Source organism: Marinobacter sp. GH_1 (assembly GCF_048595985.1).
In the GTDB taxonomy this organism is placed as follows: Bacteria; Pseudomonadota; Gammaproteobacteria; order Pseudomonadales; family Oleiphilaceae; genus Marinobacter; species Marinobacter shengliensis.
This window is the reverse complement of record NZ_CP184460.1, coordinates 1,745,719-1,761,806: the sequence shown is the minus strand read 5'-3', so window position 1 is coordinate 1,761,806 and position 16,088 is coordinate 1,745,719. Positions and strand designations below refer to the sequence as shown.

The window sequence follows — 16,088 nt, the reverse complement described above, 5'->3', positions numbered from 1 at the left end:
CGTGCTACCCCTGCTAAGACAAGGCTTGGCCCTGTTCCGCCACCATCATCGGTCATTGCTTGCGCTCTACCTGACCTTCACCGGTTTATCCATCGCGGTATTTACACCGCTGATTACTGCCGCGGTGTCTCTGCTCAGGCCACTCACCGGTGACGCGGCCATCACAACCGGTGGCCTGCTGGACTTTCTGGCATCGCCGGGCGGCGTGCTCTGGCTGCTGGTAACCCTGTTACTTGCAGCGGTACTGATCGTCCTCCAACTGGCCGGGGTTACTTTGATCGCCGCCCAGACTGGCAATCACACCTCGAGGGCAGCCATCCGTGCCTTGGTGGGGATTGGTCGGCGCTTGCCGCAACTGGCTCTACTGGCCATCATTCAAACCCTGGCGCATTTGTTGATTGCCTTGCCATTTCTGGCGGCCATGGGCTTCGCCGCACATCTGTTGCTCAACAACTTCGACCCTTACCTGCTAAACCTTGAGCGCCCACCGATTCTCTGGTGGTTCCTTGGCTTCTGTCTGGTCATGCTGGGTGCCATTGTGGTGGCCAACGGCACCCTGTTTCTCCGCTGGATTCTTTCCATCCCGGCCCTGATGCTGGACCAACAAACACCGATGGCGGCCCTTCAACAGAGTGCCCGCGACACCCGCGGCGCTCATCGCGAAACGGTCGGTCTCCTGTCGCTTGGTATTGTCGCGGTGCTGGCCATGCCGGCCGTGGTAACGCTGGTGTTTGATTTGCTGGCGGCCAGTGTGTTCAGGGTTGTGCCAGCGAAAGCCAGTATCCTCTTGCCCGTGGTTATCCTGTTGGTGGGGAGCTACCTTCTCGTCAGTCTTGCCCTTACCTTCCTGGCCAGCTCGGCACTGGGCACCCTCATCGTCGCCCGCTACAAAGCAATACCCGGGCGCAAGCTGCAATGGCAGCAGCCGTCTCCGGACCGACAGGATGCAAAAACCGGGCGCCGGCTTTGGCTGCTCGAGGTCGTGATCATCGCGCTGGTACTGACCCAAAGCGTTCAAGTGGTCAACTCGCTGAACCAGCAAGACAAAGCGACCATAACGGCCCACCGTGGCAGCGCCTTCAAAGCTCCGGAAAATACTCTCAGCGCCATACACCAAGCTGTAGAGGACGGTGCCGACTACGTTGAAATTGATGTCCAACTGACCGCAGACGGCGTACCAGTGCTCTGGCACGACCAGGATATGGCGAGGATATTCGGAAAGCCGGAACGGATTGGCGATGTCCGGTATGACGACATCCATCATCTGGATGCCGGCTCATGGTTTGGTGATCACTTTGCCCATGAGCGTATCGCAACGCTGGAGCAAGCGGTCAAGGCCACCCGTGGCCAGGCCCGACTGTTTGTTGACCTGAAACCGAACCGCAACGAGCGGGCACTGGTAACCGCCGTTGTCCAGACCCTGCAAGAAAATAATGCCGTGGAAGGCACTATCATTGCAGCAGCTGACTGGCCCAGCCTGGAACTGGCAAAGCAAATGGAACCGGGCCTGAAAACCGCGTTGCTGGCACAGTTCGTGGTAGGCCCCTTGTGGCAGGATCGTTACGACATTCTGGCGCTGCGCCTGAACCGGGCCACCCCGGCAGCGGTCGCCAGGGCGCACAAGGCGGGCAATGAGCTGCATGTGTGGACTGTCAATCAACCGTCCGACATGGCACGCTTTCTGGATATGGGCGTTGATAATATCATTACCGACCGCCCGGATGTGCTGGCTGAGCTGATGGCAGAGCGCGCGGCGCTCAGCGATGGTGAGCGCCTGGCAATGCAGATCCGCAACTGGCTGAGGTAGACCGCAGCAGGCCCAAAGGCGGTTTACTGCTCCACAAACGCCCGTTCAATAACGTAGTGGCCCATGTCGCCGCCGCGAGCCTCACGGAAGCCCATGTTATTGAGAATGCTGCAGGTGTCCTTGAGCATGCTCGGGCTGCCGCAAATCATGAAGCGATCCTGCTCCACATCAAAATCGGGCAAACCGAGATCACGGGTGATCTTGCCAGTCTCCATGGCATCGGTCAGGCGACCCTGGTTGCGGAAGGGCTCACGGGTGACCGTCGGGTAGTACAGCAATTTGCCGTGCACCATCTCACCGAAAAACTCGTTTTCCGGCAGGTCCTGGATATCCTGCTGGTAAGCCAGCTCAGACACATACCGTACCCCGTGGGTCAGGATGACCTTGTCGTAGGCTTCATACACCTCAGGGTCTTTGATAATACTCATGAACGGCGCAAGCCCGGTGCCGGTGCTGATCAGCCAGAGGTTGCGTCCCGGCAACAGGTTATCCAGCACCAGGGTGCCGGTGGGCTTACGACTGACCAGAATTTCATCCCCCACCTGAATCTTCTGCAGTCGTGACGTCAGTGGGCCGTCCGGAACCTTGATCGAGAAAAACTCAAGCTCTTCCTCATAGTTGGCGCTGGCGATACTGTAGGCCCGCATAAGCGGCTTGCCGTCTGTTTCCAGACCAATCATGACAAAGTGCCCGTTCTTGAAACGGAACCCCGGGTCCCGGCTGGTCTTGAAGCTGAACAGAGTATCGTTCCAGTGGTGAACGCTGGTGACCGTTTCTTTCATCAGATTACTCATGGCAGCCTCGTTGTTGCGACTTCATACAGGTTATATGGGAATTCAATGGGTAAAGTTTAACCCGACAGGTTAAATCGACAAAACAGGCAATACTCATATATGTGTTCGATTTTATAGATATACATCGATAACAAACTGACCGGGGTCATGGTCTTCAGGTTACTCCTGAACTAGCCTGAAAGAAATTGGTCCCAGAACAAACAACCACCAGGGAGAACACCATGCTCGATCACCTGATTCTGACCGTGGACTACACCAAGGAATGGGAACAGGCTATGGAACAGCTGCCAGCTTTGCTCAAACTCCTGGGCACCCGGAAGATTACGCTCACCTATGTCCTGCAGACCCATAAACGACTGCATCCGGACGACACCGAAGGCTCGGCTACAGAACGGTTACGGAGGATCGGGGAACACCTCAAGAACAGCCTGGGCATAGAAACCGCCACCCACGTTTCCAAGGGCTTTGTTGCCCAGGAAGTCCAGGCTCTGGCCAAGAAACTCAACGCCGACGGCGTCGTAGCGTGCAACCGCAGCCATCGGGCAGCCAAGGAACTGTTCTTCGGAAACACCGCCCTGAACCTCGCCCGAATGACCAAAGTTCCGCTATTGATCATTCCGGTCCAGGACGAGCCACCGGCGGCCGAAGAGGAGATTTTGCTGGCCACCGATGGATCAAAGGCGTCATTCAATGCCCAGGCTGTGTTTGAAAAGCTCATGGCCAACCAGCGCACCGGGCGCGTGGTATGGGCACATCCCGAGGAGCCGGAACAATCTGATGAAGCCACGGAACAGAGGATCAATGAACTGGCAGAGCGTCACCCAAACGTACACCGGAATATCCTGACCGGCCGGCCGGTGGACCAGATCCTGAAAACCATCAATGACACCCGCCCCCTGTTGACCATTATGGGGAAACGGGGCTCAACACCCATTCAGGAGATCATGATCGGCAGTACCACGGAACATGTGGCGGCCGGCAGCCCCTACCCGGTACTGATGATCCCCTGAACCGGCCATCACGGTTGTGTTGGCGGCAGTGACCGGCTAACGTATCGATCAGACAGGACATTTTCTTTCATCTATCCGGCCTGATCGATTATGAAGTACAGCTTCCGCCAACTCGAGGTCTTCCTCGCCGCCGCCCATTTCCAGAACATTACCCGGGCGGCGGAATCCCTTGCCATGTCGCAATCCGCGGCCAGCAGTGCCCTCAAGGAGCTGGAATCCCAATTCGATATCCAGCTGTTTGACCGGGTGGGCAAACGGCTGCAACTGAACGAGCTGGGCCGGCTGTATCGGCCGAAAGCCGAAGCCCTGCTGGCTCAGGCGAGGGAGCTGGAACAGGCCTTCAGCAAACACTCCGAGGTCGGCGCTCTGAAAGTGGGCGCCACACTCACTATCGGCAATTACCTGGCGGTAGGCGTGATGGCCGAGTACATGAGCTCGCCAAACCACCCGAAAGTTTCTCTGGAAGTTGCCAACACCAGCACCATTGCAAGACGGGTTCGGGACTTTGAACTCGACATCGGTTTGATCGAGGGCGAACTGCAGGCGTCGGAGCTGGAAGTGATTCCCTGGCGAGAAGACCGCCTGGTAGCCTTCTGCTCCCCTGACCACCCGCTGGCCGGCAAGGGCGAACTGACCGACGACGATCTGCGCGCCGCCACCTGGATTCTCCGGGAACAGGGCTCCGGCACCCGCCAGAGCTTCGAACGGGGCATGCACGGGCTACTGCCAGACCTGAACGTGCTACTGGAACTGGAACACACCGAGGCCATCAAGCGGGCAGTAGAAGCCAACCTGGGCATCGGCTGCCTGTCAGAGGTGGTCCTGGCCGACGCCTTCAAACGCGGCAGCCTGGTGCCCCTGGCCATCCCTCACCGCCAGTTCGACCGGCACTTCTACTTCATCCTGCACAAGCAGAAATACCGAAGTGCGGGGATTGCCCGGTGGATGACGCTGTGTGAGGAGCTTTAGAGATTTTTTTCTCTTTCGTCCGTGAGCGTCTGTGAATGTCCGTGGCGAAGAGTCAGTAAGCGAGAGGCCCACTGTGAAACCGGAATTCCGTATCCGGCTCTTCAATCAGCTTCTGCTCGATGGCCATAAACTCCGCCACCCGATCTTGCACCGGGCCACCGTTGGCCCGCTGTGCCAGTACCAGATAATCCTGGTAATGCCGCGCTTCAGATTTCAGCAAACTGTTGTAGAACTCCGCCAGCTTGTCATCAAGGTGCGGCGCCAGGGCGGCAAAGCGTTCACAGGATCTCGCCTCGATGATGGCGCCTACAATCAACACATCCACCAAGCGGCCAGGGTCATCCTTGCGAACGGCTTCACGCAGGCCTGCAGCGTAACGGGCCGGCGAAAGATGTGAATAAATCACCCCCCGCTTCTTCATGATCGCCAGCACCTGCTCAAAATGCCGCAACTCCTCCCGGGCCAGGCGGGACATCTTGTTGAGCAGATCGGTGTTGTCCACATAGCGGTACATCAGGCTCAGCGCGGTGGAGGCCGCTTTCTTCTCGCAGTGGGCGTGGTCAATCAGCATCACATCCTGATTGGCCAGCGCATTCTCAATCCACTGTACCGGCGTGCGGCAGGGCAAAAATTCGTGTATCTCTTTCAGGGCGTCATTCATGGCTTCAGCAGCAGTCTGATTCATCAAGCGCGGCAGTATAGCGCAGCTAGCAGATCTCTCCGACCTCTGTCCAACTTAACTTTATAAGGGGTTTCCTATAGAATGCAGCGCCAGATCAAGGAGTCTCTGAATAAATCCTGAAACCCCATCGGTGATTTGAGGCGTTATTCAGAGGCTCCTGCGGCCTTTTCGCCAAAAAACCTCCCGCCAGGCAAGCTTGCCTCCGGCGCGGGACATTCCAACTGATGAGGGTCCATATCGTGTTAGAAGCCTACCGTGAACACGTTGCCGAACGTGAAGCTCTGGGTATCCCACCCAAGCCCCTGAACCCCGAGCAGACTGCTGGTCTGATTGAGCTGCTGAAAAACCCGCCGGCCGGCGAAGAAGCCACCCTGGTTGACCTGTTGGAAAACCGCGTACCACCGGGCGTGGACGAAGCAGCTTACGTTAAAGCTGCTTTCCTGACCGCGATTGTTAAGGGTGAAGCAACGTCTCCTCTGATCGACAAAAAGAAAGCTGTGCAGCTGCTGGGCATGATGCAGGGCGGCTACAACATCGCGACTCTGGTTGACCTTCTGGACGACAGCGAACTGGCCGAGCTGGCCGGTGAAGAACTCAAGCACACCCTGCTGATGTTCGACGCGTTCAACGACGTTAAAGAAAAGATGGACGCTGGCAACGCCGTTGCCAAGTCTGTGGTTGAGTCCTGGGCCAACGCCGAGTGGTTCACCAAGAAGAACAAGGTTCCCGAAAGCACCAAGATGGTGGTGTTCAAGGTGACTGGCGAAACCAACACCGACGACCTGTCTCCGGCTCCGGATGCCTGGTCCCGTCCGGACATCCCGCTGCACGCCCGCGCCGCTTACAAGATGGAGCGCGACGGCCTGAAGCCCGAAGAGCCCGGCGTAACCGGCCCGATGAGCCAGATCGACGAAATCAAATCCCGCGGCCTGCCGGTTGCTTTCGTCGGTGACGTAGTCGGTACCGGCTCTTCCCGTAAGTCTGCCACCAACTCCGTTCTGTGGTTCTTCGGTGACGACATCCCGGGCGTGCCGAACAAGCGTGCCGGCGGTGTGTGTATCGGTAACAAGGTTGCCCCGATCTTCTTCAACACCATGGAAGACGCTGGCGCCCTGGTATTCGAAGCACCGGTCGACAACATGAACATGGGCGATGTGATTGAAATCCGCCCGTACGAAGGCAAGATCCTGAACGAAGCCGGTGAAACCATCTCCGAGTTCAAGTTCAAGTCTGACGTGATCCTGGACGAAGTTCAGGCTGGCGGCCGTATCCCGCTGATCATCGGCCGTGGCCTGACCGCCAAGGCCCGTACCGCACTGGGCATGGGCGCAACTGATCTGTTCCGTCTGCCAAAAGATCCGGAAGCCGGCACCAAGGGCTTCACCCTGGGCCAGAAGATGGTCGGCAAGGCCTGCGGTCTGGATGAAGGCCAGGGCGTGCGCCCGGGCACCTACTGTGAGCCGCACATGACCACCGTAGGCTCCCAGGACACCACCGGCCCGATGACCCGTGACGAGCTGAAAGACCTGGCGTGTCTGGGCTTCCAGGCTGACCTGGTGATGCAGTCGTTCTGTCACACCGCCGCTTATCCGAAGCCGGTAGACGTAGAAATGCAGCACACCATGCCGGACTTCATCCGCACCCGTGGCGGTGTTTCCCTGCGTCCGGGCGACGGTATCATCCACTCCTGGCTGAACCGCATGCTGCTGCCGGACACCGTAGGTACCGGTGGTGACTCCCACACCCGTTTCCCGATGGGCATTTCCTTCCCGGCCGGTTCTGGCCTGGTTGCGTTTGCTGCTGCCACCGGCGTTATGCCGCTGGATATGCCGGAATCGGTTCTGGTTCGCTTCAAAGGCGAAATGCAGCCGGGCATCACCCTGCGTGACCTGGTACACGCCATTCCGCTGTACGGCATCAAGCAAGGCATGCTGACTGTTGAGAAGAAGGGCAAGATCAACGAATTCTCCGGCCGTATCCTGGAAATCGAAGGTCTGGAGCACCTGACCGTTGAGCAGGCGTTCGAACTGTCTGACGCTTCCGCCGAGCGTTCCGCAGCAGGTTGTACCATCAACCTGTCTGAAGAGTCCGTGGCCGAGTACCTGCGCTCCAACATCACCATGCTGCGCTGGATGATTGCCGAAGGTTACGGCGATCCGCGCACCCTGGAGCGTCGTGCCCAGCAGATGGAAGAATGGCTGGCCAATCCGAAGCTGATGCGTGCTGACAAAGACGCCGAATACGCTCACGTGGTTGAGATCGACCTGGCCGACATTAAAGAGCCGATCGTTTGCTGCCCGAACGACCCGGACGATGCCAAGTTCCTGTCCGAAGTGGCTGGCGACAAGGTGGACGAAGTGTTCATCGGCTCCTGCATGACCAACATCGGTCACTTCCGTGCCGCCGGCAAACTGCTTGAGCAGCACAAAGGCCCCCTGAGCACCCGTCTGTGGATGTCTCCGCCCACCAAGATGGACCAGGCCCAGCTGATGGAAGAAGGCTACTTCAACACCTACGGCACCGCCGGTGTTCGCACCGAGATGCCGGGCTGTTCCCTGTGCATGGGTAACCAGGCACGTGTAGCGCCGAAGTCGACTGTTCTGTCTACCTCTACCCGTAACTTCCCGAACCGTCTGGGTGATGGTGCCAACGTGTACCTGACCTCTGCGGAACTGGCAGCTGTGGGCGCGGTACTGGGCAAACTCCCGACTCCGGCGGAGTACATGGAGTACGCCAAGGACCTGAACAGCATGTCCAAAGAGATCTACAAGTATCTCAACTTCGACCAGATGGACGAGTACACCAAGAAGGCGTCTGAGGCTTCTGTAGCCTGAGACCCTCCGAGGTAACTTACCTCTGATCTGAAAACGCCAGCCTTCGGGCTGGCGTTTTTTTTGTGTCCCGGTAAACCAAAACAATTGCTGCCCGGGGAAATCCGCGCCTGTATTACGCCGGTGCGGGGTGGGTATGTCTTTTCTGCAGGGAAAAAGATGTCTGAGCGCAGCGAGTTGTTTTTCCCGGAAGAAAAGACATACCCACCCCGCAACCCGCCCCCAGAACCCGAATCCCGGTACAAAAAAGGGCTCCCCGTAGGGAGCCCTTGTCAGAACACTGATTGTTACCAGTGAATACTATTACCGCTCGATATGCTGGTATTCGCCGGCATCGCTGGTCGCCAGAGTCACCACTACGATGGCGATGAAGGCGGCGATGAAGCCAGGGATGATTTCATACACACCCGGGCCACCCATAAAGCTGCCGTTCCAGCCCAGAGCAATCCACGCCATTACCGTGACAGCACCTACGATCAGGCCAGCCAGTGCGCCAGCGCCGTTGGTGCGGGACCAGGTCAGGCCGAGAATGATCAGCGGGCCGAAGGCAGCACCAAAGCCTGCCCAGGCGTTACTGACCAACGCCAGAACCTGAGAGTTGGGATCAGAAGCAATGAGCGCTGCAACCAGACCCACCGCCACAACACAGGCACGGCCGATGTTCACACACTCCTTGTCGGAAGCCTCTTTACGCAGGAACAGGCGGTAGAAATCCTCGGTCAGGGATGAGGAAGCCACCAACAGCTGACTGGAGATGGTACTCATAACCGCTGCCAGCAGGGCTGCATACAGGAAACCGGTGATCAACGGGTGGAACAGCAGGTCCGCCAGGATGATGAAAATGGTTTCCGGGTCAGCCACGTCCATACCGTTGCGGATAGCATAGGCACGACCGAAAACGCCCAGGGAGATGGCGCCAATCAGAGAGATGGCCATCCAGGACATGCCGATGTTACGGGCCACAGACACTTCGTGCACGGTGCGGATTGCCATGAAACGCACAATGATGTGCGGCTGGCCGAAGTAACCCAGCCCCCAGGCTACCGCTGAGAGCCAGCCAATCAGTGTCAATCCCTCGGTCCACGATAGCAACGTCGGATCAACGCTGTTCAGGGTTTCAGACGCCTGAGCGAAACCGCCGCCGCCTTCACCAAACAATACCACTGCCGGCATTAACACCAGAGCCAGCATCATGATGCAGCCCTGTACAAAGTCGGTCATGCTCACCGCCAGGAAACCACCAACCACGGTGTACGCCAGAACGACACCGAGAGTGATCACGATACCTACGCCATAGTCGCTCAGACCGCCGAAGTTGAAGATGCCGGAAAACGCACTTTCAAACAGCTTGCCGCCTGCAACCAGACCAGATGCCGTGTAGACCGCAAAGAATACAACAATAACAATCGCCGATACCGTGCGCAGAGGCAGCGCCTTGGTAGGGAAGCGGTTTGCCAGAAAGGCAGGTATGGTCAGGGCATTACCGTAGTGAACAGTTTGTTCACGCAATCTGGGTGCAACAATTACCCAGTTGATGAACGCGCCCACAAACAGGCCGATACCGATCCAGGCGTCTGCCAAGCCGGTAACAAACAACGCCCCGGGCAAGCCCAGAAGCAGCCAGCCACTCATGTCGGAAGCACCGGCCGACAAGGCCGCTACTTTGGGGCTGAGCCCACGTCCACCCAACATATAATCTTCAGCTGTCGCCGAGGCTTTCCGCATGGCGTAAACGCCAATGCCGATCATAATCGCAAAATACGCAAATAGACTGATCCAAACGCCAATAGCCATAAGGCTCCTCCGGTTTATTGAGTCGGACTGAGTCCGCTCTTAAGGCACAGGTACCACATCACTGTTGGTTGACTGGCCGTTGTTCTTGTTTACCCAAAATCCATCCGAATTGGAGCGAGGCAAGCCCCCGCACAGCCACTCCTTCACTATAGTTATCATTCACACCTTTACGACCACGATTGCCGAGCAAAAAGTGCGATTCTACAGATGCATTAAGTTAGTATTACTACGGACCTACGGCTTACAAAATCCTACGATTCTTTTGCATAATCCTACGGGACTACCGAATTTACCGCCCAGTTCAGGCAACACTTTCATTAATCTGCAATCTGGAGGGCGTTGTGCCCTTGTATTTGCGCAACGCATTGGTCAAGGCACTCTGGGAGGAGAACCCGGTTCGGTAGCTTATTTCCGACACCGAGAGAGACGATGAAGCAAGCAGGTGAGCGGCCTGCTCAAGGCGGGTCTGCAGCAGAAACTGATGAGGGGTTATGCCCGCCACCTCCCGAAAAACCTCATGGAATCGACTGACACTGAGGCACGCCTCACTGGCCATTTCCTCGACAGTAATTTTTCGATGCAGGTTGGCCAGGATATAACGTCGGATCACCTCTGGGCTGATGCTTGCCCGGCTGGAAGACTGGACCTGACGGTCCACAATACGGTCCGCCATGCAGTAAAGAATACTCGAAGCCAGATGCTGCTGCAGGGTGAGGTTGTCTGGCGCGCGGTCAAATTCACCGGCGGTAAATTGGACCAGCCCCTGTAACCGGCTGTCCATCTGCAGGGTGCGCGGCTTCTCGAAAAACCGCATCATCCGTTCGTAATCCGCATGGGCCGGCGTATTGATAGCGGGGGTGAGCGGGTCAAGATTGATCACCAGAACGTGGTTCTGATCATCGCCACAGTAATCGTGGCTTGCCTCAGTGGGCACAACACAGGCTTTCCAGGTATCCAGGTGAGCCCCGGTGCCACCGACACTCAACTCAGCCTCTCCCCTCACCCCGATGACAATCTGGTGGTGTTCGTGCCGATGCTGGTGAGCGGCGATGGGAAGCTTGAGAAGTTTTGCGTTGAGCATTAATGCTGCCGGCCGTTAACTGAGAATGTACATCAATTAAAGCAGAACATTACAAAAAGTGCACGAAATCGACGCAACTATGGCCGTACTCCGGTTAATCAGGCGGATTCCGCCATTTTAACCAGGGCAGCCAACAACGCCGACACACTGGCCGATACCTGCTCCAGCGGCAATGCTGCATTAACCACATGGTAGTTGCCAGGCATCGCCGTAGCCCGCGCCAGGTAGGTATCGCGAATGCGCTGGAAAAAGGCCAGGGTTTCCTGTTCAAATCGGTCGAGCTCTCCCCGCTTTTTCGCCCGGGCCATACCGGTTTCCACGGGCGCATCCAGCAGGATGACGTGGTCTGGCCGTACCTCACCCTGAACCAGGGTTTCCAGCAACGCGATACGCTCGGCGGGCACACCCCGGCCGCCGCCCTGATAGGCAAAGGTGGCATCGGTGAAGCGGTCGCACAGTACCCACTGCCCCTTGTCGAGGGCCGGAAGAATCCGGTTATGCAGGTGCTGGGCCCTCGCTGCGAACATCAACAGCAATTCTGTGGTTTCATGAACCGGCTCCTCCCGGGGCGACAACAACAACTCCCGGATGTTTTCCGCCATAGGCGTGCCACCGGGCTCTCGGGTAACGATAAAATCGATGCCGAGGTCCTTGAGGGTGTTCGCAGCGTTTTCCAGCTGTGTGGATTTGCCAACGCCCTCGGTGCCTTCGAAGGTGATAAAACGGCCTCTGTTGTGCATCATTCTTCCCGGCTGTTGTTCAGGGTTCCCGGTGCCGGAAACGAGCGGTAGCCCTCACGGCGATTCAACTGATACTCCCTGACCGCCTTCTGGTGCTCCGCCAGGGTTCGGGAGAACTTGTGGCTACCATCACCACGGGCAACAAAGTAGAGGGTATCGCCGTCCTCCGGATGCAAAGCGGCGTGCACAGAGTCCCGCCCGGGCAGCGCAATCGGTGTGGGCGGAAGACCGTTGATTCGGTAAGTGTTATAGGGGGTGTAGGTCTGAAGGTCGCTGCGGCGAATACGCCCCTGGTACTGGTCCCCCATGCCATAGATAACGGTGGGATCGGTCTGCAGCCGCATTCCTTTTTGCAGTCGCCGCACAAACACGCCCGCCACTTCCCCACGCTCCCAGGGCACACCAGTTTCCCGCTCAACAATAGAAGCCATGATCAAGGCTTCATAAGGGGTATCGTAGGGCAAACCTTCGGCCCGGCTCTGCCATTCTTCCTCAAGCACGCTCACCATACGATTGTGGGCACGCTTGAGAATATCCAGATCAGACTCACTGGAGCTGAACATGTAGGTATCCGGAAAAAACCAGCCTTCAGGATGCTGATCTTCCGCGCCAACCGCCGCCATGACCTGTTCATCAGTCCAGTCACTGGTGACCTTTTTGAGCCGCTCAGAACGCGCCAGCGCAGCACGCATGTCGCGGAACGTCCAGCCTTCAATAAACTGGACCGACCAAAGCTTTACCTTACCTTCGACCATGGCGTCTACCATGGCAACCGGTGTCATGCCGGGCAAGAATTCATAGTCACCCGCCTTGATCCTGGTCTGGTCCGGATAGAGGCGGCCATAGAGCCTGAGCCAGAGCGCATCCGACACATAGCCTTCATTCTCCAGCTGCCGTGCCACCCGGCTGAACCCTGTGCCTGCCGGCACGTTAAACAGCACCGGCTCGTCCAGTGCGACGGGTTGCTTCAGGGTTTGCAAACCCTGCCAGGCCCACAAGCCACCGCCGGCAGCAGCGAGCACGAATACAGCAACAACAACGATCAGTAACTTCTTGAACACGCGAATCAATCCAGTCTTGCCGGTGAACCAACGATTGTCGCAAGTCGCTGGTCAACAGGCAAATCGTGCCCGGCCAGATTGCGAACCGGCACCACCCCGACAACACTGTTGCTGAGCCAAAGCCCCTGACAGCCGCCGCCCAACAGTGTATCAAGCGTCAGTGGCATCTCCCGGAATTCGTGGCCGGCAATTCTCAGCCGGTCAAGCACGTAACGACGCATCACACCCGCAACCGCCAGGGTTGAAGCAGGCGGTGTCAGCCATACGTCTTCAAACAGCATGAACAGATTGGTCCGGGTGCCTTCCACCACATGGCCATCACGATTGCTCATCAGCACTTCAAAGACATCCCCTTGAAGTTCCCTGGCCGCCATCACCTGCTCAAGTCGGTTCAACGACTTGATCCCGGCCAGAAGCGGGTTCACTGTCAGCGGAACACGGGAGAAATCGGCCACCACACCTTCCGGCCCGGGAACACTGGGGAAAGCGGAATGGGACACAATGAGAGACGGCTTCATGCGGGGCTCCGGGCGGTAGCCCCGCCCACCCGAACCACGGGTGAGGGTCAGCTTGAGCACCCAGTTTAAGGACGGGTACAGGCCGGAATATCGTTCCAGGGCGCGAGCGCAGGCTGCCTCAAGTTCCGGGCGCGCCACCGGGATGGCAAGCCGGCCGGCATCACGGACCATCCGGTCAAGATGATAACCCAACAGGCTGGCCTTACCGCCCATGATGGCAATGGTCTCGAACAGACCATCGCCGTAGGCAAGGCCCCGGTCTCCCGGTGGAACACCACCGTCTTCAGCCCAATACAGATCAAACACGGTAGGGTCAGTCTTCGTAACGACTTACAATCAGCGTGCCGTTGGTGCCGCCAAAACCGAACGAATTCGACAGAGCAATCCGAACGTCCGCCTCTCGGCTCTTATGCGGCACCAGGTCCAGATCACAGCCCTCGTCTGGCTCGTCCAGATTGATGGTCGGCGGTAAAACCCCGTCGCGCACGGCCAGTATCGAGAAAATGGCTTCGACAGCGCCGGCGGCCCCCAGCAAGTGGCCGGTCATAGACTTGGTGCTGCTCATGGCAAGCTTGTGTGCGTGCGCACCAAACACCGACTTGACCGCTGCCACTTCCGCTACATCCCCGACCTGGGTGGAGGTGCCATGGGCATTGATGTAGTCAACCTGTTCCGGTTGCAGACCTGCGTCACGGATGGCGTTGACCATGGACCGGCCGGCACCTTCGCCACTGGCGGGCGGCGCCGTGATGTGATGAGCATCATCGCTCATACCAAAACCGATCACCTCGCCATAGATGGTGGCTCCGCGAGCGCGAGCATGCTCCAGCTCTTCCAGCACCACCACCCCGGCACCGTCACTCAATACGAAACCGTCACGGCCTTTATCCCACGGACGGCTGGCTTTTTCCGGCTCATCGTTACGGGTTGATAAAGCACGGGCCGACGAAAAGGCCGCCACGCCAGAGCGGGTTGTTGCCATTTCCGAGCCACCAGCCAGCATGACATCCGCATCGCCATAGGCGATGGTCCGTGCAGCGTAGCCAATATTATGGGTGCCGGTGGTGCAGGCGGTGACAATGGCAATATTCGGCCCCTTGTACCCAAAGCGAATGGCAGCATTGCCAGAGATCATGTTGATAACCGAGGCGGGCACAAAAAACGGAGACACCTTACGGGGGCCGGATTTCTCCATCTGGATCACGTTCTTCTCGATGTACTCCAGGCCACCGATGCCGGATCCGATGGCAATACCAACCCGCTCCTTGTCGAGATCGCCAAACTGCTCCAGGCCACTGTCGTCCACCGCCTGCTGGGCAGCAATCAGTCCGTAGTGGATAAAGGCATCCAGTTTGCGCGCCTCCTTGCTGGACAGGTAGGGTTCAATATCAAGATCCTTTATCGCACCTCCAATACGGGTGCCATAGTCAGTTGCATCAAACCGATCAATTAGCCCGATACCGCTGCGCCCTGCCCGGATGGCAGCCCATGACGACTGTACATCATTCCCCACCGGAGACAGCATTCCCATGCCCGTGACAACAACCCGTCGTTTACTCATAACCCTGTTCACCCGATTATTCCGTGTAACATCCAAACACTGAGACTTTCGTTCCACCAATAAAAAAGCCGTCCTTCATCAACCCCAAAGGACGGCTTTAGCCTGGCTATCTGATCAGCAGAGTATCAGGTGTGCGCGACGATGTAGTCGATCGCGTCCTGAACCGTGCCCAGCTTTTCGGCCTCTTCATCAGGAATTTCAGTCTCGAATTCCTCTTCCAGGGCCATAACCAGCTCAACAGTGTCCAGTGAGTCAGCGCCAAGATCCTCTACAAAAGAAGATGTGTTCTGAACCTCGGACTCTTTCACGCCCAACTGTTCACAAACAATCTTCTTAACGCGCTCTTCAACTGTACTCATAATGTCCTCACTTTATGTGTCAACCAAGCAACTCTATGGCTGCCAGTTTAGTTTAAACCCTACCTGCAAACAAGCAGGGATTCTGTCAAACATGTTGTGCGACAAGGGGTTGCACATCAGCCCGCAACGAGCTTAACCCATGTACATGCCGCCATTCACATGAATGGTTTCTCCGGTAACGTAAGCAGCGCCTTCCGAAGCCAGGAACGCCACCACCGAGGCAACCTCCTCCGGTGACCCGAGGCGACCAGCCGGTATGATTTCCAGCATAGCCTCACGCTGCTTATCGTCCAGTTTTTTGGTCATATCCGTGTCAATAAAACCGGGCGCCACGCAATTGGCGGTAATGCCACGGTTGGACATCTCTTTCGCCAGGCTACGAGTGAAACCCTCCACCCCGGCCTTGGCTGCACAATAATTACCCTGCCCGGGGTTGCCCATACCGGCCACCACCGAGCTGATGTTGATAATCCGGCCCCAACGGGCCTTGGCCATGCCGCGAAGCACCGCCTTACTGGTGCGATACACACTGGAAAGGTTGGTTTCCAGCACGGCAGCCCAGTCATCGTCTTTCAGACGCATCAGCAGGTTATCACGGGTGATACCGGCATTGTTGACCAGGATCGCAGGCGCACCGGATTGTTCAGTCAACTGCTTCAGGCCCGCTTCAATACTTTCCGGTTCGGCTACGTTCATCACGATGCCATAACCCTGGTAGCCGGCTTCTTTCAGTCCACTGGTGATGGCCTCTGCGCCGGCTTCACTGGTCGCGGTACCAATGACTTCTGCACCCTGCCGGGCCAGCTCATGGGCAATGGCTTTCCCAATACCACGGCTTGCACCGGTAACCAGCGCAACCTTGCCTTCCAAAGACATAAACA

At 57.5% G+C, this 16,088-nt stretch carries 14 protein-coding genes; 4 read left to right on the top strand and 10 right to left on the bottom strand.

The window, feature by feature from the left end:
- Nucleotide 1: 1 nt before the first annotated feature.
- Nucleotides 2–1,807: a glycerophosphodiester phosphodiesterase family protein gene (locus ACNSOI_RS08100; protein ID WP_082780488.1), complete on the top strand. Its 1,806-nt coding sequence runs from the start codon at nt 2–4 to the stop codon at nt 1,805–1,807.
- Between the two features lie 23 nt (nt 1,808–1,830).
- Here ACNSOI_RS08100 and ACNSOI_RS08095 read toward each other — a convergent pair whose 3' ends face one another.
- Complete coding sequence (locus ACNSOI_RS08095) at nt 1,831–2,601, bottom strand: ferredoxin--NADP reductase (RefSeq protein ID WP_061330955.1); 771 nt, start codon at nt 2,599–2,601, stop codon at nt 1,831–1,833.
- Between the two features lie 221 nt (nt 2,602–2,822).
- On the opposite strand from ACNSOI_RS08095, the gene ACNSOI_RS08090 reads away from it, so the two are divergent.
- Both ACNSOI_RS08090 and ACNSOI_RS08085 read left to right on the top strand, forming a co-directional pair.
- Entirely contained in the window at nt 2,823–3,611 is a 789-nt protein-coding gene (locus ACNSOI_RS08090; RefSeq protein ID WP_286254928.1) for a universal stress protein, read from the top strand.
- A gap of 90 nt (nt 3,612–3,701) precedes the next feature.
- The gene (locus tag ACNSOI_RS08085; protein WP_061330953.1) at nt 3,702–4,580 is read left to right on the top strand and encodes a LysR family transcriptional regulator; all 879 of its coding nucleotides are present in this window, start codon (nt 3,702–3,704) and stop codon (nt 4,578–4,580) included.
- Nucleotides 4,581–4,632: 52 nt separating this feature from the next.
- Here the strand turns inward: ACNSOI_RS08085 and ACNSOI_RS08080 are convergent, their stop codons facing one another.
- Nucleotides 4,633–5,241 (bottom strand): tRNA-(ms[2]io[6]A)-hydroxylase, encoded by a 609-nt coding sequence (locus ACNSOI_RS08080; protein WP_072678239.1) that lies wholly within the window; start codon nt 5,239–5,241, stop codon nt 4,633–4,635.
- A 260-nt stretch (nt 5,242–5,501) separates the two neighbouring features.
- Between ACNSOI_RS08080 and ACNSOI_RS08075 the strand changes: the two genes are divergently transcribed.
- Nucleotides 5,502–8,096 (top strand): bifunctional aconitate hydratase 2/2-methylisocitrate dehydratase, encoded by a 2,595-nt coding sequence (locus tag ACNSOI_RS08075; RefSeq protein ID WP_286255636.1) that lies wholly within the window; start codon nt 5,502–5,504, stop codon nt 8,094–8,096.
- A 300-nt stretch (nt 8,097–8,396) separates the two neighbouring features.
- On the opposite strand, the gene putP is transcribed toward ACNSOI_RS08075, so the two are convergent.
- The 8 genes from putP to fabG form a co-directional block, all read right to left on the bottom strand.
- Nucleotides 8,397–9,887: a sodium/proline symporter PutP gene (putP, locus tag ACNSOI_RS08070; RefSeq protein ID WP_286254925.1), complete on the bottom strand. Its 1,491-nt coding sequence runs from the start codon at nt 9,885–9,887 to the stop codon at nt 8,397–8,399.
- Between the two features lie 301 nt (nt 9,888–10,188).
- Complete coding sequence (locus ACNSOI_RS08065; RefSeq protein ID WP_061331911.1) at nt 10,189–10,968, bottom strand: AraC family transcriptional regulator; 780 nt, start codon at nt 10,966–10,968, stop codon at nt 10,189–10,191.
- 98 nt (nt 10,969–11,066) lie between these two features.
- Complete coding sequence (tmk, locus tag ACNSOI_RS08060; protein WP_420195712.1) at nt 11,067–11,708, bottom strand: dTMP kinase; 642 nt, start codon at nt 11,706–11,708, stop codon at nt 11,067–11,069.
- Complete coding sequence (gene mltG / locus ACNSOI_RS08055; protein WP_167392915.1) at nt 11,708–12,769, bottom strand: endolytic transglycosylase MltG; 1,062 nt, start codon at nt 12,767–12,769, stop codon at nt 11,708–11,710. Before mltG ends, tmk begins: the two co-directional genes overlap by 1 nt.
- Nucleotides 12,770–12,774: 5 nt before the next feature.
- Entirely contained in the window at nt 12,775–13,593 is an 819-nt protein-coding gene (gene pabC, locus ACNSOI_RS08050) for an aminodeoxychorismate lyase (RefSeq protein WP_106695480.1), read from the bottom strand.
- Between the two features lie 7 nt (nt 13,594–13,600).
- A complete protein-coding gene (fabF, locus tag ACNSOI_RS08045; RefSeq protein ID WP_061331908.1) occupies nt 13,601–14,848 on the bottom strand; it encodes a beta-ketoacyl-ACP synthase II in 1,248 nt (415 codons plus the stop codon).
- Between the two features lie 125 nt (nt 14,849–14,973).
- Nucleotides 14,974–15,207: an acyl carrier protein gene (gene acpP, locus ACNSOI_RS08040; protein WP_008938713.1), complete on the bottom strand. Its 234-nt coding sequence runs from the start codon at nt 15,205–15,207 to the stop codon at nt 14,974–14,976.
- Nucleotides 15,208–15,339: 132 nt separating this feature from the next.
- The gene (fabG, locus tag ACNSOI_RS08035; protein WP_061331907.1) at nt 15,340–16,083 is read right to left on the bottom strand and encodes a 3-oxoacyl-ACP reductase FabG; all 744 of its coding nucleotides are present in this window, start codon (nt 16,081–16,083) and stop codon (nt 15,340–15,342) included.
- Nucleotides 16,084–16,088: the final 5 nt, after the last annotated feature.